22 protein-coding genes are annotated in these 23,854 nt (G+C 69.6%); 15 read left to right on the plus strand and 7 right to left on the minus strand.

Features of this window, described 5'->3' with window-relative positions; translation table 11 throughout:
• Positions 1-3: 3 nt before the first annotated feature.
• Positions 4-897, minus strand: coding sequence for a universal stress protein (locus I1A62_RS17725; protein ID WP_219459291.1), 894 nt, complete (start codon positions 895-897; stop codon positions 4-6).
• A gap of 12 nt (positions 898-909) precedes the next feature.
• A complete protein-coding gene (locus tag I1A62_RS17730; protein WP_219461244.1) occupies positions 910-1,911 on the minus strand; it encodes a zinc-binding alcohol dehydrogenase family protein in 1,002 nt (333 codons plus the stop codon).
• Positions 1,912-2,057: 146 nt separating this feature from the next.
• Here I1A62_RS17730 and I1A62_RS17735 point away from each other — a divergent pair, with 146 nt between their 5' ends.
• Together I1A62_RS17735 and I1A62_RS17740 are read left to right on the plus strand one after the other, a co-directional pair.
• Positions 2,058-3,221, plus strand: a complete 1,164-nt coding sequence (locus I1A62_RS17735; protein WP_219459292.1) for a helix-turn-helix domain-containing protein — start codon at positions 2,058-2,060, stop codon at positions 3,219-3,221.
• A gap of 103 nt (positions 3,222-3,324) precedes the next feature.
• Complete coding sequence (locus I1A62_RS17740) at positions 3,325-4,581, plus strand: FAD-binding oxidoreductase (RefSeq protein ID WP_219459293.1); 1,257 nt, start codon at positions 3,325-3,327, stop codon at positions 4,579-4,581.
• 20 nt (positions 4,582-4,601) lie between these two features.
• Here I1A62_RS17740 and I1A62_RS17745 read toward each other — a convergent pair whose 3' ends face one another.
• Both I1A62_RS17745 and hutH read right to left on the minus strand, forming a co-directional pair.
• The gene (locus I1A62_RS17745; protein ID WP_219459294.1) at positions 4,602-5,465 is read right to left on the minus strand and encodes an alpha/beta fold hydrolase; all 864 of its coding nucleotides are present in this window, start codon (positions 5,463-5,465) and stop codon (positions 4,602-4,604) included.
• 55 nt (positions 5,466-5,520) lie between these two features.
• Positions 5,521-7,068, minus strand: coding sequence for a histidine ammonia-lyase (gene hutH / locus I1A62_RS17750; RefSeq protein WP_219459295.1), 1,548 nt, complete (start codon positions 7,066-7,068; stop codon positions 5,521-5,523).
• A gap of 476 nt (positions 7,069-7,544) precedes the next feature.
• Between hutH and I1A62_RS17755 the strand changes: the two genes are divergently transcribed.
• The 6 genes from I1A62_RS17755 to I1A62_RS17780 all read left to right on the plus strand — a co-directional run bounded on the left by I1A62_RS17755 (position 7,545) and on the right by I1A62_RS17780 (position 13,416).
• Positions 7,545-8,000 carry an SRPBCC family protein gene (locus I1A62_RS17755; protein WP_219459296.1) on the plus strand — a complete coding sequence of 152 codons (456 nt, stop codon included), beginning with the start codon at positions 7,545-7,547 and terminating at the stop codon, positions 7,998-8,000.
• A 43-nt stretch (positions 8,001-8,043) separates the two neighbouring features.
• Positions 8,044-8,556: a hypothetical protein gene (locus I1A62_RS17760; protein ID WP_219459297.1), complete on the plus strand. Its 513-nt coding sequence runs from the start codon at positions 8,044-8,046 to the stop codon at positions 8,554-8,556.
• The gene (locus I1A62_RS17765; RefSeq protein ID WP_219459298.1) at positions 8,531-9,568 is read left to right on the plus strand and encodes a MerR family transcriptional regulator; all 1,038 of its coding nucleotides are present in this window, start codon (positions 8,531-8,533) and stop codon (positions 9,566-9,568) included. Before I1A62_RS17760 ends, I1A62_RS17765 begins: the two co-directional genes overlap by 26 nt.
• Positions 9,569-9,631: 63 nt before the next feature.
• Entirely contained in the window at positions 9,632-10,345 is a 714-nt protein-coding gene (locus I1A62_RS17770) for a phosphatidylserine decarboxylase (protein ID WP_095862479.1), read from the plus strand.
• On the plus strand, positions 10,342-11,205 hold the full coding sequence (gene pssA / locus I1A62_RS17775) for a CDP-diacylglycerol--serine O-phosphatidyltransferase (protein ID WP_124396036.1): 864 nt from the start codon (positions 10,342-10,344) through the stop codon (positions 11,203-11,205). The genes I1A62_RS17770 and pssA overlap by 4 nt, the downstream gene beginning before the upstream one ends.
• Before the next feature lie 27 nt (positions 11,206-11,232).
• Positions 11,233-13,416 (plus strand): AAA family ATPase, encoded by a 2,184-nt coding sequence (locus I1A62_RS17780; protein ID WP_219459299.1) that lies wholly within the window; start codon positions 11,233-11,235, stop codon positions 13,414-13,416.
• A 39-nt stretch (positions 13,417-13,455) separates the two neighbouring features.
• On the opposite strand, the gene I1A62_RS17785 is transcribed toward I1A62_RS17780, so the two are convergent.
• Positions 13,456-14,208 (minus strand): isocitrate lyase/phosphoenolpyruvate mutase family protein, encoded by a 753-nt coding sequence (locus tag I1A62_RS17785; RefSeq protein WP_124396034.1) that lies wholly within the window; start codon positions 14,206-14,208, stop codon positions 13,456-13,458.
• A 109-nt stretch (positions 14,209-14,317) separates the two neighbouring features.
• On the opposite strand from I1A62_RS17785, the gene I1A62_RS17790 reads away from it, so the two are divergent.
• Entirely contained in the window at positions 14,318-15,670 is a 1,353-nt protein-coding gene (locus I1A62_RS17790; protein WP_219459300.1) for a hypothetical protein, read from the plus strand.
• Here I1A62_RS17790 and I1A62_RS17795 read toward each other — a convergent pair.
• Positions 15,667-16,125 carry an NUDIX domain-containing protein gene (locus tag I1A62_RS17795; RefSeq protein WP_124396032.1) on the minus strand — a complete coding sequence of 153 codons (459 nt, stop codon included), beginning with the start codon at positions 16,123-16,125 and terminating at the stop codon, positions 15,667-15,669. The two genes, I1A62_RS17790 and I1A62_RS17795, sit on opposite strands and share 4 nt — an antisense overlap.
• 179 nt (positions 16,126-16,304) lie before the next feature.
• On the opposite strand from I1A62_RS17795, the gene I1A62_RS17800 reads away from it, so the two are divergent.
• Genes I1A62_RS17800 through mnhG form a run of 6 tightly spaced genes read left to right on the plus strand, consistent with a single transcriptional unit; the run spans position 16,305 to position 22,485 of the window.
• Positions 16,305-19,136, plus strand: a complete 2,832-nt coding sequence (locus I1A62_RS17800) for a Na+/H+ antiporter subunit A (protein ID WP_219459301.1) — start codon at positions 16,305-16,307, stop codon at positions 19,134-19,136.
• Positions 19,136-19,705 carry a Na(+)/H(+) antiporter subunit C gene (locus I1A62_RS17805; protein WP_124396030.1) on the plus strand — a complete coding sequence of 190 codons (570 nt, stop codon included), beginning with the start codon at positions 19,136-19,138 and terminating at the stop codon, positions 19,703-19,705. Before I1A62_RS17800 ends, I1A62_RS17805 begins: the two co-directional genes overlap by 1 nt.
• Positions 19,702-21,324, plus strand: coding sequence for a Na+/H+ antiporter subunit D (locus I1A62_RS17810; protein WP_124396029.1), 1,623 nt, complete (start codon positions 19,702-19,704; stop codon positions 21,322-21,324). Before I1A62_RS17805 ends, I1A62_RS17810 begins: the two co-directional genes overlap by 4 nt.
• On the plus strand, positions 21,321-21,893 hold the full coding sequence (locus tag I1A62_RS17815) for a Na+/H+ antiporter subunit E (RefSeq protein ID WP_124396028.1): 573 nt from the start codon (positions 21,321-21,323) through the stop codon (positions 21,891-21,893). Before I1A62_RS17810 ends, I1A62_RS17815 begins: the two co-directional genes overlap by 4 nt.
• The gene (locus I1A62_RS17820) at positions 21,890-22,150 is read left to right on the plus strand and encodes a monovalent cation/H+ antiporter complex subunit F (RefSeq protein ID WP_005264390.1); all 261 of its coding nucleotides are present in this window, start codon (positions 21,890-21,892) and stop codon (positions 22,148-22,150) included. The genes I1A62_RS17815 and I1A62_RS17820 overlap by 4 nt, the downstream gene beginning before the upstream one ends.
• Positions 22,147-22,485 (plus strand): monovalent cation/H(+) antiporter subunit G, encoded by a 339-nt coding sequence (gene mnhG / locus I1A62_RS17825; RefSeq protein WP_005264391.1) that lies wholly within the window; start codon positions 22,147-22,149, stop codon positions 22,483-22,485. The genes I1A62_RS17820 and mnhG overlap by 4 nt, the downstream gene beginning before the upstream one ends.
• Here mnhG and I1A62_RS17830 read toward each other — a convergent pair.
• The gene (locus I1A62_RS17830; protein WP_219459302.1) at positions 22,454-23,737 is read right to left on the minus strand and encodes a phosphatase PAP2 family protein; all 1,284 of its coding nucleotides are present in this window, start codon (positions 23,735-23,737) and stop codon (positions 22,454-22,456) included. The two genes, mnhG and I1A62_RS17830, sit on opposite strands and share 32 nt — an antisense overlap.
• Positions 23,738-23,854: the final 117 nt, after the last annotated feature.

Below are 23,854 nucleotides of genomic sequence, written 5' to 3' on the forward strand. Positions count from 1 at the left end.
GCATCACTGCCGAGTCCGGCAGACGAGGACGGGGCAGGGAGCGTGATGCACGAGATTCTGGCTGACGGATCCGAGCAGGGCACCCATCACCTTGCCCCGGCCGTGGCTACCGACGACCAGCAGTTGCGCGGTCGCCGCGTGCCGCAGCAGGACGTCGGCGGACGCCCCCTGCGTCGAAACCTCGGTCACCGGCACGTCGGGATACTCGTCGCGGGCGCCGGCGAGGCATTCGGACACGACGGCCTTCTCCCCTTCTTCGTAGGCGGCCCAGTCGACGTACTTCGACGCGTGCGCGAGCCCGTGCTGCTTCTCCCCGCTCCACGCGTGCACCGCGTCCAGACCGACCCCGAACGCGGACGCGAGCGCGAACGCCTCCTCGACTGCCTTCTCGCTGACCTGGCTGCCGTCCACGCCGACGACGATCGGGCGCGCGTCCGGTGATTCCGGCGCAGGCGCTCCCCGAACCACCGCGACCGGGCTGTGCGCGTGGTTGACCGTCCGCAGGACCGTGGATCCGAGGAGATAGTCGGTGACCGCACCCGCACCCTGCGCGCCGACCGCGACGATCCGCGCCGCCCGCGACAGCTCGATCAGGTGGGACGCCGCGGTCCCGGATCGGACGTCGCGCTCGACGGCGAGTCCGGGGTGATCCTGCAGGGCGGCGGCGGTGGCGGCATCGAGCATCGTGTTGCCGTCCTCGCGCAGTTCCTGGATGAACTGGGCGTCGATCATCATCGCGGTGCCGTTGTAGAACGTGGCCTCGTCCGGGTACGTGTGGGCGAGCAGGAGCGGGGCACCGAGCCGGACCGCCGCGCCCGCGGCCCAGCGCGCCGCGTCGAGCGCGGCGCGGGAACCGTCGATACCGACAACGACGGGTGACCCTGCTTGTTCGCTCATATCTCTCTCCCTCTACGGCTCGAGAACTGCTGCACCGCTGAACATTCCGCCTGCCAGGTCCCTCAGTGCCCGGTCGGCGTGGCCGAGTGGGTACGGGTGGGTGTCGATGCTCAGCCGGTGTTCCGCTGCGATGCGCAGGAATTCGACGGAATCCGAACGGGTGTTGGCGGTGACGCTGCGGATCTGCCGTTCCCGGAACAGGTGCCGCTGATATTCCAGCGCAGGGATGTCGGTGAGGTGGATTCCGGCGACGGCAAGGGTGCCGCCGTCGGCGAGCGCCTCCATCGCGACGGGCACCAGGTCACCGACCGGGGCGAACAGAATCGCGGAGTCGAGGGGCTCCGGCGGTGTGTCGCGCACGCCCTGCACGGATGCCGCCCCGAGTCGCTCCGCCAGCGCCCGGGCCTCCGCCCCTCGTGTCATGACGTGCACCCGGGCGCCGCGCGTCGACGCGACCTGGGCGGTGAGGTGCGCGCTGCCGCCGAACCCGTAGATGCCCAGCGCGCCGCCGACGGGGACCGCGGCGCGCTCGAGTGCCCGGTAGCCGATGATCCCGGCGCACAGCAGCGGGGCGAGTTCGGTGTCGGTGTACCCCTCCGGCAGGTGCAGCGCGTATCCGGCCGGGACCGTCGCGAACTCGGCGTACCCGCCGTCCGCGTCCCATCCCGTGTACTGCGACTGCCTGCACAGATTCTCCGCGCCCCGCAGGCAGGCCGCGCACTGTCCGCAAGTGTGCCGCAGCCACGCGATGCCCACCCGGTCCCCGACGGCGAAGGACCCGGCCACCGAATCACCCAGTGCGGCAACCTCCCCCACCACCTCGTGGCCGGGAGTCACCCGGGGCCGGTGCACGGGAAGATCCCCCTCCGTCACGTGCAGGTCGGTGCGGCACACTCCGCACGCCAGGACCTTCACGAGAAGTTCGCCCGGTCCCGGCTCGGGTATGGGCTCGCGGTTCCGTTCCAGCGGGTGGCCCGCGACGGGGCCCGGAGCGACCACGCGCCACGCGGTCATCGTTCCGGTTCCGCCATGCGTCGCCGCCATACCCCCACAATGCCCGTGACGGGTGGCCACCGCCAGGACCCGGAGACCCGTGTCTCGAGGACACGGACCGCGGCGAAGACCCGGCCGGACCGCGCCCGGCAACTAGGCTCGCACCCATGGACCTGCGCGGTGAAGACCTGTTCACGGTGGCGGGGTCGCTGGCCGAGCTGATCGGGGCCCCGATCACGATCGAGGACGAGAACTCGACGGTCCTGGCCTATTCGAGCGGCGAGCAGGCCGTGGATCAAGCACGCATCGAGACCATCCTGGGACGGCAGGTGCCCGGAAAGTACCGGCAACTCCTCGAGGACGCGGGCGTCTTCGAGCGACTGCACCGGGACACCGACGTCTTCTACGTGGACATGCGGCTGCCGAACATGACTCCCCGCGCGGTGATCGCGGTGCGGGACGCGGGACGGTCGGTCGGGTCGATCTGGGCGGCGATGACGTCGGCCCCCACCCCGGAACAGGAATCGATTCTGCGGTCCGCGGTCCCGGTCGTCGCCGAGCACATCGCGGCGGAGCGGGAACGGGTGGACGTGACGCGCCGGATGCAGGTCGACCGCGTCCGTGCCCTGATCAACGGCGGCGAGCCCGCTTTCCGCGCCGCCGACGACCTCCGGCTGGAGGGACGGCTGACGGTCGCGGCGGCCGCCCCCGTCGCGATCGGGCGCCCGCTGCCTTCCGGTTTGCTCGCCTCCCTCGGCCTGTACCTCGACACGCTGGCGGTCGATTCGGTGGCCGCGCAACTCGACGACGTCATCTACGTGGTCATCGCCGCGTCGGAGAAAGACGTCCGGCGCCTCGCCGAGGATTTCCTCGGCCGCGCCCGCAGCGGGGCGACGTTCGTGGTCGCCGTCGGGCGCGAGGTGAGCACGGCCAGCCAGGCGCACCTGTCGCGCGGGGACGCCGACCGGGTGCTCACCGTGCTGCAGCACGCCCGGTCCGGTGGGGTCGCCGGGACGATGCGGGACAGTCTCGCGTCCGTGCTGGCGTTGCGCGTCGCCGACATCTTCGACGGCCTGGGCGAGCTCACCCCGCTCGCCGCGCTCACCCGGCACGACGAGCAGCACGGCACGGATCTCGTCGCCACGGCCCGCGCCTTCCTGGCGCACGGCGGCGATGTCGCCGATGCCGCCGCCGCGCTGCACGTGCACCCCAACACGCTGAGGAATCGGCTGCGGCGCTGCGTCGATTCGTGCGACGTGGACCTGGCCGACGCCGACACCCGGCTCATCCTGATGCTGCACCTGAAGCTGACGGGACTGCGGGATTGGTGACCGCTGGGGGATTTGTGACCCCTGGCCGATTGCACAGGGGGCACTGTCCGGGATTGGCCGAACGGCTACTGCCCCGGCTCCGTCGCCCGCCGATCATGGAGTCATGAACACAGTGCAGCGCCCTGACCATGTCGCGATTGTCGGAGCAGGCGTCGTCGGATTGTCCACGGCGTGGTTCCTCCAGGAACGTGGCGTGCGCGTCACCGTCGTCGACCGTAAGGGTGTCGCGGCGGATGCGTCGTGGGGCAATGCGGGTTGGCTCGCACCGGCATTGACGCTGCCGCTGCCCGAACCGGCCGTGCTGCGGTACGGCCTGCGCGCGATGCTGAATCCGTCCTCACCGGTCTACGTTCCGTTCACGACCGATCTGCGGCTGGTGCGTTTCCTCGTCGGCTTCGCCCGGCACTGCACTCCCACCCGGTGGGCGGACGCGATGAAGGTGTACGCCGAGGTCAACCGGATCTCCCTGGGCGCCTACGACGAACTCGCGGACGGCGGCGTGCGGGAGCACACGCATCTCGCCGACCCGTTCCTCACCGCGTTCAAGTCGGACGAGGACCGGGAAGCGCTCGTCGACGAGTTCCGGCACGTCGAAGCCGCGGGCGGCGAGGTCGAGTACGACCGCGTCGACCGGGACGAGATCCACTCTCTCGAGCCGAGTCTCGGCGACGGCGTGCACTCCGGTCTGCGGCTGCGCAACCAGCGCTTCATCGACCCGCCGCGCTTCGTGCATTCACTCGCCGACGCGGTCCGCGCCCGGGGCGGCGAGATCAGGTCCGGCTTCGACGTGGTGGCGGTGCAGGATCAGGGGCAGTCGGGCGTCCGGCTGGCCGCGGCTTCCGGCGACACGGTCACCGCCGATTCCGTCGTCCTCGCCGGCGGCGCACACCTCAATACTCTCGCCCGTCCGTTCGGTGTCCGCGCCCTGGTCCAGGCCGGCCGCGGGTACAGCTTCAGCGTCCAGCCCGAGCAGATGCCGAAGAACCCGATCTACTTCCCCACCCAGCGTGTGGCGTGCACCCCGCTGCACGACCGTTTCCGCGTCGCCGGAATGATGGAATTTCGCAGTCCCGACGCCCCTCTCGACCCGCGCCGGGTGCAGGCGATCATCGCGGCCGCGACGCCCATGTTCACCGGCATCGACTGGGAATCGCGTCGGGAGGAGTGGGTCGGATCGCGGCCCTGCACCACCGACGGACTTCCGCTCGTCGGCGGCACCCGCTCCCCTCGTGTGCACGTGGCGGGCGGCCACGGCATGTGGGGCATCGCGCTGGGGCCGCTCACCGGTCGCATGATGGCCGACTCCATGACCGGCGGCCAGGTTCCCGCCGTCATGCGGCATTTCGACCCGCTGCGCTGAATCAGGCTGCTGAACCCGGCTCAGGACCGGGCCGCCCAGAATCTGCGCAGTTCGACCACCAGTTCGCGTGAACGCTCGTCGGGGAAGAACAGCTTGCCGCCCCGGATCTCCACGACTTCCCGCGCACCCGGAATGAGATCACGGAGCCGGTAGGCCCACGAGGTCCGGAAGAACAGGTCCCCGGTGCCCCACACGATGAGTGTGGGTACCTCGAGCGCCGCGAGGTCCGGCTCGACCGCGAGCAGATCGCGCGGATTCAGAGACGCGATCCAGCGCTGGAAGAGCAACGCGCGGTCGCGGGTGCCGAGCAGCGGCTCGACGTACGCCGCCACGACCTCTTCCGGCAGCGAACGCACGTTCTGATACCCGGTGCCGTACAACAGCTTACGAGCCCTCGTCACCTTCCGCGTCAACGGCGGCAGAATGCGGGCGAGCAGTCCGGCCCGGGCCAGCAGCACAGCCAGCAGGAATGCCTTCGGCGGCACGTTGTCGTGGGTGTCGCAGTTCGTCAGCGTCAGCGTCGACAACCGGTCGGGGTGCCGGGCGGCGTAGATCTGCGCGACCGCGCCGCCGGTGTCGTTGGCGACCACGTCGACCTTCTCCAAACCCAGCGCGTCGCAGGTGGCCGCGACGACGTCGGCCAGTGCGCCCAGCGTGAAGTCCTGATCGGGTGCGGCGGGCGTGCGGCCGTGCAGCGGGAGGTCCAGGGCGATGCACCGTCGTTCGTCCTCGAGTTGACGGATCACGTTGCGCCACAGGTAGCCGGACGTCCCGACGCCGTGAATGAAGAACGCCACACGGCCGGCGCCGGAATCGAGGTAGCTGACCGGTCCACGGTCGGTGTCGACGGTCTTCCGGCGTGCGTCGAACTCCGCGAGAGTCATGCGGACCATCTCCTGCATTCCACGGTAGTTCGCAAGACTCGAGACTTCAACGGGGTCAGTCCAGCCGCCCCACCACCACCTCCGCGCTCGCGACCAGCGCACCGGAGGCGGCGAGGGCGACCGCGGCCTCGATCTCCGGCGCGAGGTGACGGTCGGTTCCCGGTCCGGCGACGTGCTCGCGGATCGTGTCCCGCACCGCCCCCGTCGCCGGTGACGGTGCGAGCGGGGCCCGCAGGTCGAGCGCGCGAGCGGCCGTCAGCGCCTCGACGGCGAGGACCCGGGTGAGCCCGTCGATCGCCCGGCGCAGCTTCCGGGCGGCGGACCACCCCATCGACACGTGGTCCTCCTGCATCGCCGACGACGGAATCGAGTCGACACTCGCCGGCGCCGCCAGCCGCTTCAGTTCCGACACGATCGCCGCCTGCGTGTACTGCGCAATCATGTGACCACTGTCGACACCGGGATCGTCCGCCAGGAACGGCGGCAGCCCGTGGTTGCGGGCGACGTCGAGGAACCGGTCGGTGCGGCGCTCACTCATGCTCGCGACGTCCGCGACGACGATGGCCAGGAAGTCCAGGACGTACCCGACCGGCGCCCCGTGGAAATTGCCGTTCGACTCCACACGCCCGTCGAGTGTCACCACCGGGTTGTCGACGGCGCTCGCCAGTTCCCACGACGCCACCTGCTCGGCGTGCGCGAGGGTGTCCCGCGCGGCGCCCGCGACCTGCGGCGCGCACCGCAACGAGTACGCGTCCTGCACCACGGTGCAACTCGGGTTGGCATGGCTCTGCACGATCTCGGAGCCGGCGAGCAACCGGACCATGTTCGCGGCGGCGCGGGCCTGGCCGGGGTGGGGCCGCAGCGCCTGCAGGTCGGGGGCGAACACCTTGTCGGTGCCGAGCAGCCCCTCCACACTCATCGCCGCCGTGACGTCGGCCAGCCGCAGCAGCGCGCGCAGGTCCTCGCACGCCAGCAGCAGCATGCCGAGCATGCCGTCGGTGCCGTTGATGAGGGCGAGCCCCTCCTTCTCCTCGAGGACCACCGGCGCGATCCCCGCAGCGGACAACGCTGCCGCGGCCGGCACGAGTTCCCCGTCCGCGTCCCGCACCGTGCCCTCACCGATCACCGCGAGCGCGACGTGGGCCAGCGGCGCCAGATCGCCGGAGCACCCGAGGCTGCCGAATTCGTGGACCACGGGAGTGATCCCCGCCGACAGCAGCGAGGCGTAGACCTGCGCGACTTCCGGCCGGGCGCCGGTCCTGCCGGTGGCGAGGGTCGACAGCCGCAGCAGCATCAGAGCGCGCACCACCTCGCGTTCCACCTCGGGCCCGTTTCCGGCGGCGTGCGAGCGGACGAGACTGCGCTGCAGTTGCGTGCGCAGGGAAGAGGGAATGTGCCGGGTGGCGAGGGCCCCGAACCCCGTCGAGATGCCGTAGACGGGCTTCGGGTCCTCGGCCAGCGCCTCGATGCGCTTGCGGGTTTCCGCCATCGCCGACATCGCGTCGCGCGAGATCCGCACCGGCGCGCCGTGGCGCGCCACCCGGATCACTTCTTCGGCGGAGACCGCACCGGTTCCGACCACGACACACTCTTCGGCTCCCACAACCCCAGTCTCCCCCGGGTCCGGGCGGAGAGTGACGGGATTGCGGGAGCCACGACCGTGTCTACGACCGGCCGCGGAGAGCTTCCTCGATTTCGCGTGGCGTCATCAGACGTTCGAGTTTTTCACTCGGCCACGAGGACGGACGTCCTTGCAATCGGGCTGATTCGAGTAGAGGGAGAGGGCTGCGGTCCCACCGCAGGATCGAATGAACATTCACTACCGATCACTTCCGAACACCGACTCGACAACTTTCCAATTTGCGCCATTGCATCGGCGACAGTTCGTCGCACTATTGACTCATCGCCAATCGTGCCCCTTTGGTTACACGGTTCCGATGAGGCGCGCGGAAGTGCTGGAAAACTGCAGTGTGGACGAGAATCCAGTGACCTACCGCACAGCCCTCTGGCCACAGGGCCTACCATGACGCCAAAGTAATTGTTACCTTACGTACCACCTTCCCTGACTGGAGACAGCCGATGGCAACCACCCTCGAAGCAAGCATCGACATCGACGCGACCCCGCAAGACGTGTGGGCAGTCGTCTCGGATCTGAAGCGGATGGGCGAGTGGAGCCCCCAGTGCCGCAAGATGCGCGTCCTCGGCGGCGTAGTCGAAGAGGGCACGAAAACTGTCAACATCAACCGTAAGGGCCTTCTCGTGTGGCCGACCACGTCGAAGGTCGTGACGTTTCAGCCGAACAAGGCCATCGCCTTCCGGATCCTCGAGAACCGCACCATCTGGTCGTACGAACTCGAGCCGACCGCAAGCGGAACCAAGGTCATCGAGCGCCGCGAAGCCCCGACCGGAACGTCCAAGGTGTCGCAGTTCCTCGTCAAGACCGTCCTCGGCGGCAACGACGACTTCGAGGTCGACCTCGTCAACGGCATGAACACCACCCTCGCCCGGATCAAGTCGGCCGCCGAGGGCAAGTAGCCGGGTTGACCCTCGACCTGGTCGAGGCCTCAGCGTTGTCTGCATGGACACACCGGACGCCGTCATGGCGAGGATCGCGCAGGGGCAGGAACGGGCAGTAGCGGGTGACCGGGAGGGCGCCCGGCACATCTTCGAGGAGGTGTGGGACGCCCTCCAAGGCTCCGGCGACACCGCGCCGGACCCGCTGCACGTCGTCACGCTGGCCCACTACATGGCGGACGTCCAGACGGACCCCGCCGAGGAACTGCGCTGGGACCTGCGAGCCCTGGATGCTGCCGACTCGCTGACCGACGACCGCGCGAAGGAGCATCACTCGTCCCTGTCGGTCGCAGGCTTCTACCCGTCGTTGCACCTCAACGTGGCGGCCGCTCATCACGCCCTCGGCCAGTCGGCCGAGGCGCGCCACCATCTCGATCGGGCAGCGCAGAGCTGCGAACACCTCGCGGACGACGGCTACGGACGGATGATCCGCGGGGGCATCGCCCGACTCCACGCCGAACTGGACGCGACTGTCGGACCGCCGGGGCAGAGTGGGGGCCGTGCTCAGCATCGGTGAACTCGCCCGCGCGTCCGGGCTGTCGGTCAGCGCGCTGCGGTTCTACGACAAGGCCAGGGTGCTCACCCCGCACGCGGTCGACCCGCGCACGGGGTACCGCTGGTACACCGACCGGCAGGTGGACGCCGCCGTCCTCGTCGCCGCGATGCGCCGGGTGGGGATGCCGGTGAAGGAGATGGTGGCCGTGCTGAGCGGCAGCGACGCCCACGGACTTCTGGACCGGCATCTCGGCCGGCTGGAGCAGGGGCTGGACGACGCCCGCCGCGAACTGACGAAGATTCACCGCCTGCTCGACGCCCGAGCGGACCGAGAGTTGACGGTCGTACTCCGCACCGCCGACCTCCTCGCCGCGGTCGGTGCGGTGCGGTTCGCCGCCGACGCCGAGTCGGAGTTCCCGGTACTGCGCGGCTGCCTCTTCGAGACGGACCACGACGTGCTGCGGCTCGTCACCACCGACCGCTACCGGCTGGCGGTCGGAACAGCGGCCGTCCTCGAACCGCCGGTTGACCCGATCTCTGTGGTCGTCCCGTGCGCGTTCCTGGACGTCGCTGCCGGGTTGCTGCGACGCCACCGCACGGTGACCGTCGTCGTGGGCGCTGACTCCATCACTCTCCGCTGCGGCCGCGAACAGCTCACCACCGGCCTCGTCGTCGGCGCCTTCCCCGACCATCGCGGCCTGTCGCCCCGCGACCCGGGAATCGAACACACCTTCTCCTCGGCGACCCTGCGCGCACTTCTGGCCGACGCGGGCGACCGGGTGGATCTGGGGGTTCTCGAGTCGGGCGAGATCGTCGTCGGCCACCCGGGCACCGAGCAGCCCGTCCGCTTCCACGTGCAGGTGAATGCCGGTTTTCTCCTCGAAGCCGTCGACGCGCTGCCGGGCGAGCAGTTGACGTTCCGGGTCGGTGGACCCATCACACCCCTCGCCATCCGGCCACGATCCGTTCACACATCGGACCCCGCGAGTGCGTACTCTCTCCTGATGCCGTTGCAGCCGGAAGCGCTCACGTAATCTGTGGGTGCGGCGCGATGGCGCGCAGGCAGCACGTCCGTCCGAACACAGTTAGAGGAGCCCGTGGCACGCAAGCCCACACCCCCCGGAACCCCGCAAGCCACGAGCGTCGGGCACATCGTCGACCTCGTCCGCGGAGCAGTTCCGCCCCTGCATCCGGCCGGGCTGCCCTTCGTCCTCGCACCACTCGGCGTGGCCGTCCTCGGCCGCAACCGCAAGTGGGTCCGTCGCGGAGCACTGACCTCCGCCGCTGCCTGCGCCGCATTCTTCCGGCATCCGCACCGCGTTCCGCCGAACCGTGTCGGCGTCGCAGTCGCACCCGCCGACGGTGAGGTCGCGCTCGTCGACTCCGCGGTCCCGCCGTCCGAACTCGACATGGGAACCGAACCGCTCCCCCGGGTCAGCATCTTCCTGTCCGTGCTGGACGTGCACGTCCAGCGCAGCCCCGTCGGCGGCGAAGTGAAAAAGGTCGTCCACCGGCCGGGCAAGTTCCTCTCCGCCGACCTCGCCGACGCCAGCGAGGTCAACGAACGCAACAGCATGCTGCTGCACACCGCGGAGGGCCACGACGTCGCCGTCGTCCAGATCGCCGGACTGCTCGCCCGCCGGATCGTCTGCGACGCGAAGGTCGGCGACACCCTCCCGATCGGTGACACCTACGGCCTGATCCGGTTCGGCTCCCGCGTGGACACGTACTTCCCGGCGGGCACCACGCTGCTCGCCGAGCGGGGACAGCGGACGATCGGCGCCGAGACCGTCATCGCTCAACTGCCGTGATCGCCAACGCGAAGAAACAGCGGAGGGGACGACCCCAGCAGGCGGTGCGGCTCCTGCCGAGTGTCGTCACGATCCTCGCGCTGTGCGCGGGGCTGTCCGCGGTCAAGTTCGCGCTGGACGAGGATCTGGGAACGGCGCTGGCCATGATCGGCGCCGCCGCGGTCCTCGACTCGCTCGACGGGCGGATCGCGCGACTGCTCGACGCCACCAGCAAGATGGGCGCCGAACTGGATTCGCTCGCCGATTCCATCTCGTTCGGCGTCGCCCCGGCTCTCGTCCTCTATGTCACGCTGCTGGACGGCCAGAGTTTCGGCTGGATCATCGCCCTGATCTACGCGGTGAGCATCGTGCTGCGGCTGGCCCGGTTCAACACGCTCCTCGACGAGGACGACATGCCGGGTTACGCCAACGAGTACTTCACGGGTGTCCCGGCGCCGGCGGGCGCGCTGGTCGCGCTGGCCCCGCTGGCCGCCGCCGCGCAGTGGGGCGACGGCTGGTGGTCGTCGTATCCCGTCGTCGTGGCATGGACCGTGTTCTCCGCGGCGCTGATCGTCAGCCGGATCCCCACGCTCGCATTGAAGACGGTGTCCGTGCCCCCGCACATGGCGGCCGGTCTGCTCGTCCTCGTGGCGCTGGCGGCGGCGGCCCTGGTCACCTACCCGTACATCCTGCTGATCGTCCTCGTCGCGGTGTACCTCGGGCACATTCCGTTTGCCGTCCACTCGAAGCGGTGGGTGGCCGCGCGGCCCGAGACGTGGGACATCAAGCCGTCCGAGCGGCGGGCCATCCGGCGTCAGCCCGACGCCCGCGGCAGGCGGTCCGCGGCACGGCTCGGACTGCGCCGTCCCCGGGCCCGGTAGGTCGCTCCCGCACGTAGGCTCGACGGCGTGACCTCACCGGAACTCGCGCTCACAGTCCGACTGAACACCTCGGCCGCCGACACCCGGCGCGGCGTGGTCCGGCTGCATCCGGAAGCCCTGGCCGCGCTCGGTCTGCGCGAATGGGACGCGATCGCCCTGATCGGTGCGCGCCGCACCGCCGCCGTGGCCGGTCGCGCGCCTGCCGGAACCCCCACCGGCACCGCACTCCTCGACGACGTGACGCTGTCCAACGCCGGGCTGTCCGAGAACAGCACGGTCGTCGTGACACCGGTGACGGTGTACGGCGGGAAGACGGTGACGGTCAGCGGCTCCAATCTGGCCGTCAATTCCGTCTCCGACGTCACCCTGCGTCACGCCCTGCTCGGGAAGGTCCTCACCGTCGGCGACACGGTGTCGCTGCTGCCCCGCGACCTCGGCCCCGGAACCAGCACCGCCCCCGCTACCCAGGCCCTGTCCCGGACGTTCGGGGTCGCCTGGACGTCCGAACTGCTCACCGTGACCGGGGTCGACCCGGCCGGTGGTCCGGTGAGTGTGCAGCCCAACACCGCGGTCGGGTGGGGTGAGGGTGTGCGCGCGACGGTGACCGCGTCGCCGTCGCGGCTGCCGGCGCCGCCGGTCCGGACCGCCGAGGAGGTGCCCCCGGTCCCGGCCGAGGACCTCGTCGGCGCCCGCACCCAGGCGGCCAAACTCACCGAGTGGCTCGGGTTGGCCCTCGACGAACCCGAACTGCTCCGCACTCTCGGGGCCTCGCCCCATCTAGGTGTCCTGGTGACCGGGCCCGCCGGAGTCGGGAAGGCGACGCTCGCCCGTTCGGTTCTCGCGTCACGGCGGGTGGTCGAACTCGACGGTCCGAGTGCCGGCGCGCTCGAGGCGGGCTCCCGGTTGCAGCGGGTCACCGCGGCGGTCGAGGCGGTCCGCAGCGGCGGGGTCCTGTTGATCACCGACATCGACGCCCTGCTGCCGTCCACCCCGGAACCGGTGTCGGCGCTGATCATCGAGCAACTTCGCGGCGCGGTCGAGACCGTCGGGGTCGCGTTCGTCGCGACGTCGGCGCACCCGGAGTCGGTCGACACCCGGCTGCGCGGGCAGGACCTGTGCGACCGCGAACTCGCCCTCACCCTGCCCGACGGCTCCACCCGCCGGGCCCTGCTGGAACTGCTCCTGCGGAAGGTCCCCAGCGACGGCATCGCCCTCGACGCGATCGCGGCCCGCACACCGGGGTTCGTCGTCGCCGACCTCGCCGCGCTGTGCCGGGAAGCCGCCCTGCGCGCCGCGTCCCGCGCGGCCAGGAAACCCGTCGAGCCGGCGCTCACCCAGGACGACCTCCTCGGCGCGCTCGACGTCATCCGTCCGCTGTCGCGTTCGGGTAGCGAGGAACTCGCGATCGGCAGCGTCACCCTCGACGACGTCGGGGACATGGTGGAGACCAAGCAGGCGCTGACCGAGGCGGTGCTGTGGCCGTTGCAGCACCCGGATTCGTTCGCCCGGCTGGGTGTCGATCCCCCGCGCGGAGTGCTGCTCTACGGCCCGCCCGGCTGCGGTAAGACGTATCTCGTTCGGGCGCTGGCCAGTTCGGGACATCTGAGTGTGCACGCCGTCAAGGGTGCCGAGCTGATGGACAAGTGGGTGGGCGCGTCCGAGAAGGCGGTCCGCGAACTGTTCCAGCGGGCACGGGATTCGGCGCCGTCGCTGATCTTCCTCGACGAGGTGGACGCCCTCGCGCCGCGCCGCGGCCAGAGTTCCGACTCCGGGGTGGCCGACCGGGTGGTCGCCGCCCTGCTCACCGAACTCGACGGCGTCGAACCGCTGCGCGACGTGGTGGTCGTCGGCGCCACCAACCGGCCCGATCTCATCGACCCGGCGTTGCTGCGCCCCGGCCGCCTGGAGCGGCTGGTGTTCGTGCCGCCGCCGGACGGCGACGCCCGCCGCGCGATCCTCCGGACGTCCGGGAAGGCGGTCCCCCTCGCCGACGACGTCGACCTGAACGCGCTGGCGGACGATCTCGACGGTTACTCGGCCGCCGACTGCTCGGCGCTGCTGCGCGAAGCCGCGCTGGCCGCGATGCGCCGGAACATCGACGCCGCCGACGTCACCTCGGCCGACGTGGCCGAGGCACGCGAAAAGGTGCACCCCTCACTCGATCCCGAGCAAGTGGCGCACCTGAAGGCGTATGCGCTGTCGCGCCCGTGAGTACTTGTCAACCGCCGGCGGTTGACAAGTACTCACGGGTCAGGACCAGCGGCCGAGCAGCGTGGCCGCGTGTGCGGCGAGGGCGGCCTGGAAGAACGGGCCGAAACTCACCCGCGCGACACCGAGCGGTCCGAAGCTCGCCGGATCGTCCTGATCGGGCAGCCCGATCGCGTTGACGGGCAGCGGAAGCTCCGACGTGAGCCGCTTCTGGGTGGCGTCGTCGTGACGGCCGACGGGGTAGAGCACGTCGGCTCCGGCCTCGGCGGCGAGCTTCAGTCGCGCGATCGCCCGGTCGACACGGTCGGACTCGTCGCCCACCTGCTTCACGAACAGGTCGGTCCGCGCGTTCACGACCACGTGGACGCCCGCGGCGTCGGCGGCCTGCCGCAACCCTCCGACGAAGTCGGCGTGCTCCTGCGGCTCGCGGAGACGTCCGCCCTCGCTGTGGACCGTGTCCTCGATGTTCAGACCCACCGCTCCCGCACCGATCAGACCCTCGATGAGGCGGGCGGGCTCGAGCCCGTATCCCGATTCGATGTCGACCGACAGCGGCAGCTCCACCGCAGCGGTGATCTGCGAGATGCGGTGCAGCAGCTCGTCGAACGTGATTCCCTCGTTGTCGGGCTTGCCGATCGAGTCGGACACCGGGTGGCTTCCGGCCGTCAGCGCCTGAAACCCGGCGGACACAGCCAGATTCGCGGACCACGCATCCCACACGGTGGGCAGGATGACGGGGTTGCCGGGCCGGTGCAGCTCCAGCAGGGTGGTGGCCTTCTCGTTGATCGACGTCATAGGGGGCTCCTCGCCTCGGGGTATTCGATCGGATCGTTCTCGGGCACGCCTTCGATGCCAACATCGGGTTCGCCATTTCCATTCCTACCCGCTCGAGTACCGTGAGCAGATGGACTTCCGGGAACCCCTGTCGGCCGCGGCTGCTCTCGCGTCCGGCGCACTGGCCGGGTTCGTCCTCACCAATCCCCGCAACCGGGCGTGGACGATCAACGCCTCGGATCGCGAGATCGACCGGTGGATCAGCAGCCAGCCGACGGGTGTGGTGGTGGCCCTGGTTCTCGCCGTCATCGCGGTGGGCGGTCTGCAACGGTCGGGTTCCCGACGGGTGTCGTGGCTTCTGGCCGCGGTGTGCGCGGTCATCCTGATCGGCGCGCGCTGGGCGGTGCCCGGCGCCGGCGGCGTCGACACGCTGATCGCCCTGCACTTCGCCAAGACCGCGACTGCCGGGTTCCTGCTGGGCGCGGCGGTCGCCGCGGTGTGGGGTCGCTGGGCTTCGCAGCTGGCGCTGATTCTCGGGGTCGCGGGCGCGTTCCTCCTCGCGAGTGTGCAGAAACTGCCGCGCGGCGACGCCGCGTATGTCGAGCCCACGAGCATGAGCACCTCGGCGATCGGCGAACCTCCGCAGTGGCTGCTGATCGGCGTTCTCGTCCTCACGCTCGCGTCGGCGGTGCTGGCGCGGTCACAGTTCCGGGTGCAACGCCCCGAACGGAAGACCCTGCTGACCGCGCTGGTCGGGGCCCTGGGACTCGCGCTGCTCAACCGGCTGCTCGGGGCGTGGATCGACGATCAGGAATTCGGCGAACCTCTGACGGTCTGGCTGATCGTGGCGTTCTCGCTCGCCGTGATCCTGGGGGTCACCGTGCTGATCGGGCGGCGGTTCCCCGGGATCGACGGACATTTCCTCCTCGCGGCGACGGGGGTCACCGCGGCGGCCGTGCTCGTCCTCGACGACCTCCGGACCCCGCGGGTGACGACGCCCGCGCCGGCGTTGCTGGCCGTCGGCGTCGTCGCCCTCGTCGCGGGAATGGCGGTGGCGGTCAGGGTTCCGCCGAAGTGGCGACGGCCCGGGTGGGGTCTGTGTCTCGCCGCCGTCGTTCCGCTGGTCGCCACCATCTCCCCCGACTTCGGCAACGACGGCGTCGCGCTCCTGCTCCGGCTGGCGGTCATGGGCGGCGGGACGGGTTTCGCGCTCGCCTCCGCGCTGCCGGGTTCGGCCCCCGTCGCGGTGCTCGGTCTGGCGCTGCCGTTCGCGTCGCTGGTGTTCGTCGCGGCGACCACGGTCCCCCGCAGCCGGGTGGTCTACTCGGGTGCGCCCAGCGAACACCGTCTGCCGTCGTCGCCGGCCTCGACCGCCGCGTCCGACCATCTCGCCGGTGTCGCGATGCTGCTCGTCGTCGCGTTCTGTGTCTACTCGCTCCGTGAGCGCCACAGCGCACCGGAGGGCACCGCGCCACTCACCTAGTCGAGGAGGCCCAGCGACTGCAGCCGGCGGAACACGAGCATCGATCCGGGCGCGACGTCCGGCATCGCCGCGTATTCGTCGACGGTGAAGTACCGCAGTTCGGCGATCTCACTCGTCGGCCGCGGCTCGGTGCTCAGTTCGGCGAGGAAACAGGTCATGTGCAGGTCCGTGCCCTCGGGATGTCCGTACGCGGGCGCCTCGAAGACTCCCAGGCGTTCGAGGGTCCCGTCGACGATTCCGGCATCGAGTTCTTCCCGGATCTCGCGGTGCAGAGCCTGTTCGGCGTTCTCCCCCGGGTCGATTTTGCCGCCTGCCATGTAGAACGCGGTCTTCCCCACCGAACGCGTCTGCAGGAGTTTGCGGTCACGGATGTGGGCGAGCGCGGCGGTTCGGATCTCGGCGGGCACCGACCCAAGATAGATCAGGCGGGCACGCACCCATAACCTCGCACCCATGACACGCGCCCATAACACAGTGCGCCCCATTAGTCCGATTTGCCGCGATTGTGGGTCCGAATAACCGACCCAGTAGGATGTACCCGTAGCCCAGTTCGCTAGCGAAGCGAACGGTCTACACGACTCGGTTCGTTTCGTTCCGACACCCCGCCGCCCGCTGACCCCCGACGGAGTGCCTTTTGCTTGCTGTTCTGCTCGCCCATGCCGTTGCCGCCGTTCTGGCTCCGCTTGTGGTGCGCAAGTTCGGCCGCAACGGTTTCTACCCCCTCTCTCTGGTCCCGCTGGTGTCACTGGGATGGGTGATCGCGAACTGGGGCACGGTACAGACCGTGTCCGTCGAGTGGGCCCCGGGCCTGTCGATGGACCTCGACTTCTGGTTCGATCCGCTCGCCGCGATCATGTCGGTGCTGGTGCTCGGCATCGGCACGCTGATCCTGGTCTACTGCGCCCGCTACTTCACCGACGACGAACCCCGTCTCGGCATCTTCGCCGCCGAGATGGTGGCGTTCGCCGGGGCCATGTTCGGGCTCGTCGCCAGCGACAACATGCTGCTGCTGTACATCTTCTGGGAACTGACGACGGTCCTGTCGTTCCTGCTGGTCGGGCATTACGCCGAACGCGCCTCCAGTCGCAGGGCTGCGACGCAGGCCCTGCTCGTCACGACCGCGGGTGGTCTGGCGATGCTCGTCGGCATCATCATCCTCGGTCAGGTGAGCGGCACGTACAACCTGTCCGAACTGATCGAGGTCGCACCTCGCGGCTGGCTCGCCGGTGTCGCCGTCGTGCTGGTCCTCATCGGTGCGCTGTCGAAGTCGGCGATCGTCCCGCTGCACTTCTGGTTGCCCGGCGCGATGGCTGCCCCGACCCCGGTCAGCGGCTATCTGCACGCCGCGGCGATGGTGAAGGCCGGTATCTATCTCGTGGCCAGGTTGTCGCCGGGTTTCGCCGACGCGGCGCCCTGGCGGTTCACGATCATCACGCTCGGCCTGCTGACGATGGTCCTCGCCGGGTGGCGGGCGATGCGCGCCTTCGACCTCAAACTGGTGCTCGCGTTCGGCACCGTCAGCCAGCTCGGCTTCATGATGGTGCTGGTCGGTCTCGGCACCCGCGACGCCGCGCTCGCGGGCATGACCATGGTCGTCGCGCACGCGATGTTCAAGGCCGCGCTGTTCATGGTGGTCGGCATCATCGACCACACGACGGGGACCCGCGACATCCGCAAACTCGCGCACCTCGGCAATCGTGCGCCGGCGCTGATGGTGTTCGCCGCGCTGGCCGCGGCCAGCATGGCCGGGCTGCCGCCGTTCCTCGGGTTCGTCGGCAAGGAGGCCGCGTTCGACTCCCTGCTGAACACGACCGTCCTCGCCGACCCGGCGCGGATCGCCACCGTCGGCGTCGTCGTGCTGGGTTCGATCCTGACGCTCGCCTACAGCGTGCGCTTCATGTGGGGCGCGTTCGGCCGCAAGCGGCTCGCGCGGCCGAGCCCGGCCGTGCAGGGCATGCACGCGCCCGGACCGTTGTTCCTCGCCGCGCCTGCCGTTCTCGCGGTGCTGAGCCTGGCAGCGGGACTGGCGGCGCCGCAGCTCGAGAAGCTGCTGACGCCGTACTCGCGCACGCTGCCCGCGGAGGCCGCCACCGACTACCACCTGGCGCTGTGGCACGGCGTCAACACCGCGCTGCTGCTCACGCTGCTCGTATTCGCCGTCGGCACCGCGCTCTTCGTGGCGCAGCGCTGGGTCAACCGATTGCGATTCGAGCATCCCCCGCTCGGCAACGCCGACCGCATCTACGACGCGACGCTGCGTGGCATGGACGCCCTGTCGATGCGGCTGACCGGCGCCACCCAGCGCGGTTCGCTGCCGCTGACCCAGGCGACCATCCTCGGGACCCTGGTGGTGGTGCCGCTGGTGCTGCTCGTCGTCGGCACCGACACGGGCGCCGACGTGCGCCTGTGGGATTCGCCGGTGCAGTTCGTGATCGGACTGATGATGGTGGCGGCCGCACTCGCCGCGACCGTGATGCGCAACCGTCTGGCCAGCGTGATCCTCGTCGGTCTCAGCGGCTACGGCTGCGGTGTGCTGTTCGCTCTGCACGGCGCCCCCGACCTTGCGCTCACCCAGTTCCTGGTGGAGACGCTGACCCTCGTCATCTTCGTCCTCGTGTTCCGGAAACTGCCCGCCGAGGTGGACGAGCGCCGGGCGATCGGATTCAAGATTCCGCGGGCGCTTCTGGCGGTCGCGGTCGGTGCCACCATCACCACGATCGGCGCGTACGCCATCAACGCGCGGAACTCGGTGCCGATCTACGAGCGGCTCCCCGACGCGGCGTACTACCTCGGCAACGGCAAGAACGTCGTCAACGTCCTGCTCGTCGACATCCGCGCCTGGGACACGCTCGGCGAGATCTCGGTGCTGCTCGTCGCGGCCACCGGTGTCGCGAGCCTGGTGTTCCGCAACCGCCGCTTCGGCAGCGCCCCCCGGGTGGCCGACGCCCCCGCGGTGGCGGCCGAGTCTTCGGCCTCGCATTCCGAGACCACGTGGCTGCTCGGCGGCGACCTCATCGATCCGAAACACCGCTCGCTCGTCCTCGAGGTGACGACCCGGCTGATCTTCCCGACCATCATGGTGCTGTCGGTGTACTTCTTCTTCTCCGGCCACAACGCACCCGGCGGCGGTTTCGCCGGCGGCCTCACCGCCGGTCTGGCGCTGGTCCTGCGGTACCTCGCGGGCGGGCGGTACGAACTCGGCGAGACCGTCCCGATCGACGCGGGCAAGATCCTGGGGCTCGGGCTCACGCTCGCCGCGGGCACCGCGCTGGCGTCGCTGTTCCTCGGCGCCCCCGCGCTCTCGTCCGCGGTCTTCGAGGTGACGCTTCCGGTGATCGGTCACGTCAAGATGGTCACCGCCCTGTTCTTCGACCTGGGTGTGTACCTCATCGTGGTCGGACTCGTACTCGACGTTCTCCGCAGTCTCGGGGCACGTCTCGACGCACAGGTCGAGGTGAACCAGTAATGAGCGCGAACCTCGGATTTCTCGTTATCATCGGCGTCCTCGTGTCCGCAGGCGTCTACCTGCTCATCGAGCGCAGCATCACCCGCATGCTGCTGGGGTTGCTGCTGTTCGGCAACGGCATCAACCTTCTCATCCTCACGTCCGGTGGGCCGGACGGCAATCCGCCCATCGTGGGCCGCGAGTCCATTCACGAGTCGATGGCCGACCCGCTGGCTCAGGCGATGATCCTGACCGCGATCGTCATCACGATGGGCATCGCGGGCTTCGTGCTCGCGCTCGCGTACCGGTCGTTCAAGATCACCACGCAGGACGCCGTCGAGAACGACCCCGAGGACACCAAGGTCCTGCGGCGCCGGTCTCCCGCCGAGGCCCCGGACCGCGACCGCTCCGACGACCCGGTCACCGGCGAGCCGAGTTTCAGCGGCGACGCCTTCGACAAGGACGGAAACCCCATTCCCCTGGACGAACTGAAGAACCTCGAAGACCTCGAATGCTACGAAGACCTGCACGACGGTGACTTCGACGACGACGAGGACATCGACAAGGCCGGGATCGGGGAGAAGTCGTGACCATTTCCCCGCACGTCATCACGGCGCTCGCGCCGCTGCCCGTCCTTGTCCCGATGCTCGCCGCCGCGGCCACGCTGGTGCTCGGTCGGCGTCCGCGGGCCCAGCGGATCATCACGCTCGTCGCGTTGATCGGCGTCCTCGTCGTGTCCGGTCTGCTGCTGTTCCTCGCCGACCGCGACGGGACGACGGCCGTTCAGGTGGGCGGCTGGGATTCGCCGATCGGCATCACGCTGGTGGTCGACCGGCTGTCCGCGATGATGCTGGTGGTCTCGTCCATCGTGCTGCTCGCCGTCATGGCGTACGCCGTGGGTCAGGGTATCCGCGACGGCAGCGAGGATCAGCCCGTCTCGATCTTCCTGCCGACGTATCTGGCGCTGACGGCGGGCATCTCCAACGCGTTCCTCGCGGGCGACCTGTTCAATCTGTACGTCGGTTTCGAGGTGCTCCTCGCCGCCAGTTTCGTGCTGCTGACGCTGGGCGCGAGCGCCGACCGCGTCCGCGCGGGTGTCTCGTATGTGATGGTGTCGATGGTGTCATCGCTGATCTTCCTGGCGGGCATCGCGTTCGCCTACGCGGCCACCGGCACCCTCAACCTCGCCGACATGGCCACCCGCCTCGACGGCATCCCGTCCGGCACCCGCACCGCCATCTTCGGCGTGCTGCTCGTGGCGTTCGGCATCAAGGCCGCGGTGTTCCCGCTGTCGACGTGGCTGCCCGACTCCTACCCCACCGCGCCGGCCCCGGTCACCGCCGTGTTCGCGGGCCTGCTCACCAAGGTGGGTGTGTACGCGATCATCCGCGCGCACACGCTGCTCTTCCCGGAGGGCGAACTCGACAACGTTCTGATGGTGTGCGGCCTGCTGACGATGCTCGTCGGCATCTTCGGTGCGATCGCGCAGAGCGACATCAAACGTCTGCTGTCCTTCACCCTGGTCAGCCACATCGGGTACATGGTGTTCGGTGTCGCGCTGTCCACGCAGTCGGGGCTCTCGGGTGCCATCTACTACGTGGCTCACCACATCCTCGTGCAGACCACGCTGTTCCTGGTGGTCGGTCTGATCGAACGCCAGGCCGGGTCCTCGTCGCTCCGGCGTCTCGGCGGGCTCGCCGCGGCCAGCCCCGTCCTGGCCATCGTGTTCCTCATCCCGGCCCTCAACCTCGGTGGTATTCCCCCGTTCTCCGGGTTCATCGGCAAGGTCGCGTTGTTGCAGGCCGGCTCGGCGGACGCGAGCGCACTGGCGTGGATCCTCGTCGCAGGCGGAACCGTCACCAGCCTCCTCACCCTGTACGTCGTCGCACGCGTGTGGACCAAGGCGTTCTGGCGGGCCCGCGCCGACGCCCCCGAGGGCGACCTCGCGGATGTCAGCCCGTCGGCGCTGCTCGACGAGTCCGAAGCCGACATCGCGTTCGACGACCGCGCCGACGTGGGCCGGATCCCCGCGATGATGCTGATCCCCACCGTCGCCCTCGTCGCCGTAGGACTGGCGATGACGGTGTTCGCCGGCCAGATCATCCAGATCAGCGATCGTGCGGCGAGCGATCTGCAGAACCGGTCCATCTACATCGACGCCGTTCTCGGCGGTCACCCCGGCGGCGAAGCGCAGGAGGCACCGCGATGAAACGCGAGAGAATTCTCCAGTTCGGCGCGTTGCTGTGGCTGATGTCGGTGTGGATCCTGTTGTGGGGCAACGTCAGCTGGGGCAACATCCTCGGAGGACTCGCCGTCGGCGCGATCATCATGGTGCTCATGCCGCTGCCGAGGGTGCCGGTGGAGGGCCGGGTGCATTTCCTGCCACTGCTGCGGCTGGCCGTGATGTTCGTGTTCTACTCGATCCAGTCCAGCCTCCAGATCGCATGGCTCGCACTCCGGCCCGGCCCCCCACCCGTCACGGGCGTCCTGCGATACCAGCTGGGGATCAAGTCGGACCTGGTGCTGACGCTGTGCATCGACGTGCTGAACCTCATCCCCGGGACCATGGTCCTCGAGATCGATCAGGTCCGGCGGATCGTCTACGTCCACGTCCTGGACATGGGCTCGCAGAAGGCGGTCAGCCAGTTCTACCGCACGGTCGCGCAGTTGGAACGGTTGTTCATCGAGGCGTTCGAACGGGACTCCGACTGGAAACCGAGTCCCTGGCACAACCGCGACCAGCAGTACGACGACCCCGCTCAGGAGGGCAGCTCATGACAGTCGTATCGGTCATATCCGGAATCGTCCTGGTCGTCGCCGGGGTGCTGACGACGTTCCGGCTGCTCGACGGTCCGAACTCACTGGATCGCCTCGTCGCCCTCGACACCCTGATCGCGCTCGCGATGTGCGGACTCGCCGTGTGGGCCGCGTACACCGGCGACACGACGATCGTGCCCGCAATCGTCGCGTTGTCGCTGGTGGGGTTCATCGGCTCGGTTTCGGTCGCCAGGTTCCGGGTGAGTGACAAGTCGTGACCACCGTGCTGAACGTCATCGGGGCCACCCTCATGCTGTGCGGGTCGCTGCTCGCGCTGACGGCCGCCATCGCCATCGTCCGGTTCCCGGACACCCTGCGCCGGATGCACGCCGCCACCAAACCGCAGGTAGTCGGTCTCATCATGGTTCTCGCGGGCGCCGTCCTCGAACTGCGCGGCAACGTCGACATCTGGATGCTGATCCTCGTCGGCATCTTCACCCTGTTCACCGCGCCGGTCATCGCGCACAGCGTCGGCCGGGTGGCGTACCGGGAGCAGCGCGATCAGGACGGGCTGCTGATGATCAACGAGTTGGAGCCACCAGAACGTCCGTGACCTCCGCCTTCGCGCCGCTGCCCCACCGGGCGAGCGCGGTGTCGGGCCGGGCGAAGAACGTCGCGTAGAAGCCGAGACTCATCGCGGCGAGGGCACCGAGAACGAGCGGCCCGGACACCTCGGGGAATCGGCCCATCGGCACCGCGAGGTAGCGGTAGCTGAGCAGCAGTCCCGCCAGCACCAGCGCGCCGCCGCCGACGAGGCGGACCCGGAACCAGCCCCACCCCCGTTCGGGGTCGCGGAGCGCGGATTCGATGGTCAGGCACAGGACCGCTCCGGCGACCAGGTCGACGCCGTAGTGGTAGCCGAACCCGAGGGTCGCGGTCAGGGTGCATACCAGCCAGAACGTGCCGCCGAGCCGCAGCCACCAGGCGCCCTGCCGGGAATGGACGAACAGCGCGAGGGCCCACGCCGTGTGCAGGCTCGGCATGCAGTTGCGCGGAGTCGTCGAATCGAACGACAGGGGTTCGGGCGCGAAGTCGGGTGCCGGGACGAGGTTCGGCCAGTAGTCGCTGACCTGGAACCCCTGACCTTCGGTGCCGAACGCGAAGATCGGACCGACCACGGGGAACAGCACGTAGAACACGGGACCGACCAGACCGATCAGCAGGAACGTGCGCACCAGGTAGTGCGAGGGCCAACCGTTCCGCAACTGGTAGACGGCCACCGCGATGGCCGCGACGGGCAGTTCGATGTAGACCCAGTGCAGGATGCCGTAACCGACGGGACCGAGCGCGTCGACGAACTGCCCCATGTGCCACGACGGGCTTCCCAGCGCGTGATCCGCGAGCTGGGCGAACTCGTCGAGAACCATCGGCCCGGCCATGATCGTGACCTGCAGCCAGGCGTCGCCGAACTTGGTCGCGAGAATCAGCAGCGCACCCAGCCCGACACCTTTCAGGGCGCTGCGCCGCTGTTCGCCGGTCCACCGGACCGCGGCGTAGACACCCACCGCGGTGAGTACCCACGTCGCGCCGTTCCCGACGGTCAGCGGGCCACCCGACAGGTAGCGCACAGCGGCGACCACCACGTCGATGCCCGCAGCCGCGGACAGTGCGACGACGCGTTGCCGGTTGGTGAGCCCGACCATCGCGAGCGCGAGGCCGGCCCACGGAACGGACGCCGACTTGGGGGTCAGGACGTAATCGCGGAACAGGCTCTCCAGAGGACCCTGGAAACCCTGGACGGATGCGACCCCCTGGACCACGACCAGCAGGATCGCCACCCCGAGCGCCCCGCCCGCAACGAACATGCGGGAACGATCGACGGGCCCACCCGGCCGTACAACGGCAACATCGTCGATCGACACCCGCCAAGTGTAAACAACACGTGAACGGCAAGTGGACGAGTGTCCTGCCCGAGACCGACT

This window comes from Rhodococcus sp. USK10, from assembly GCF_019378875.1.
Lineage (GTDB): Bacteria > Actinomycetota > Actinomycetes > Mycobacteriales > Mycobacteriaceae > Rhodococcus_F > Rhodococcus_F pseudokoreensis.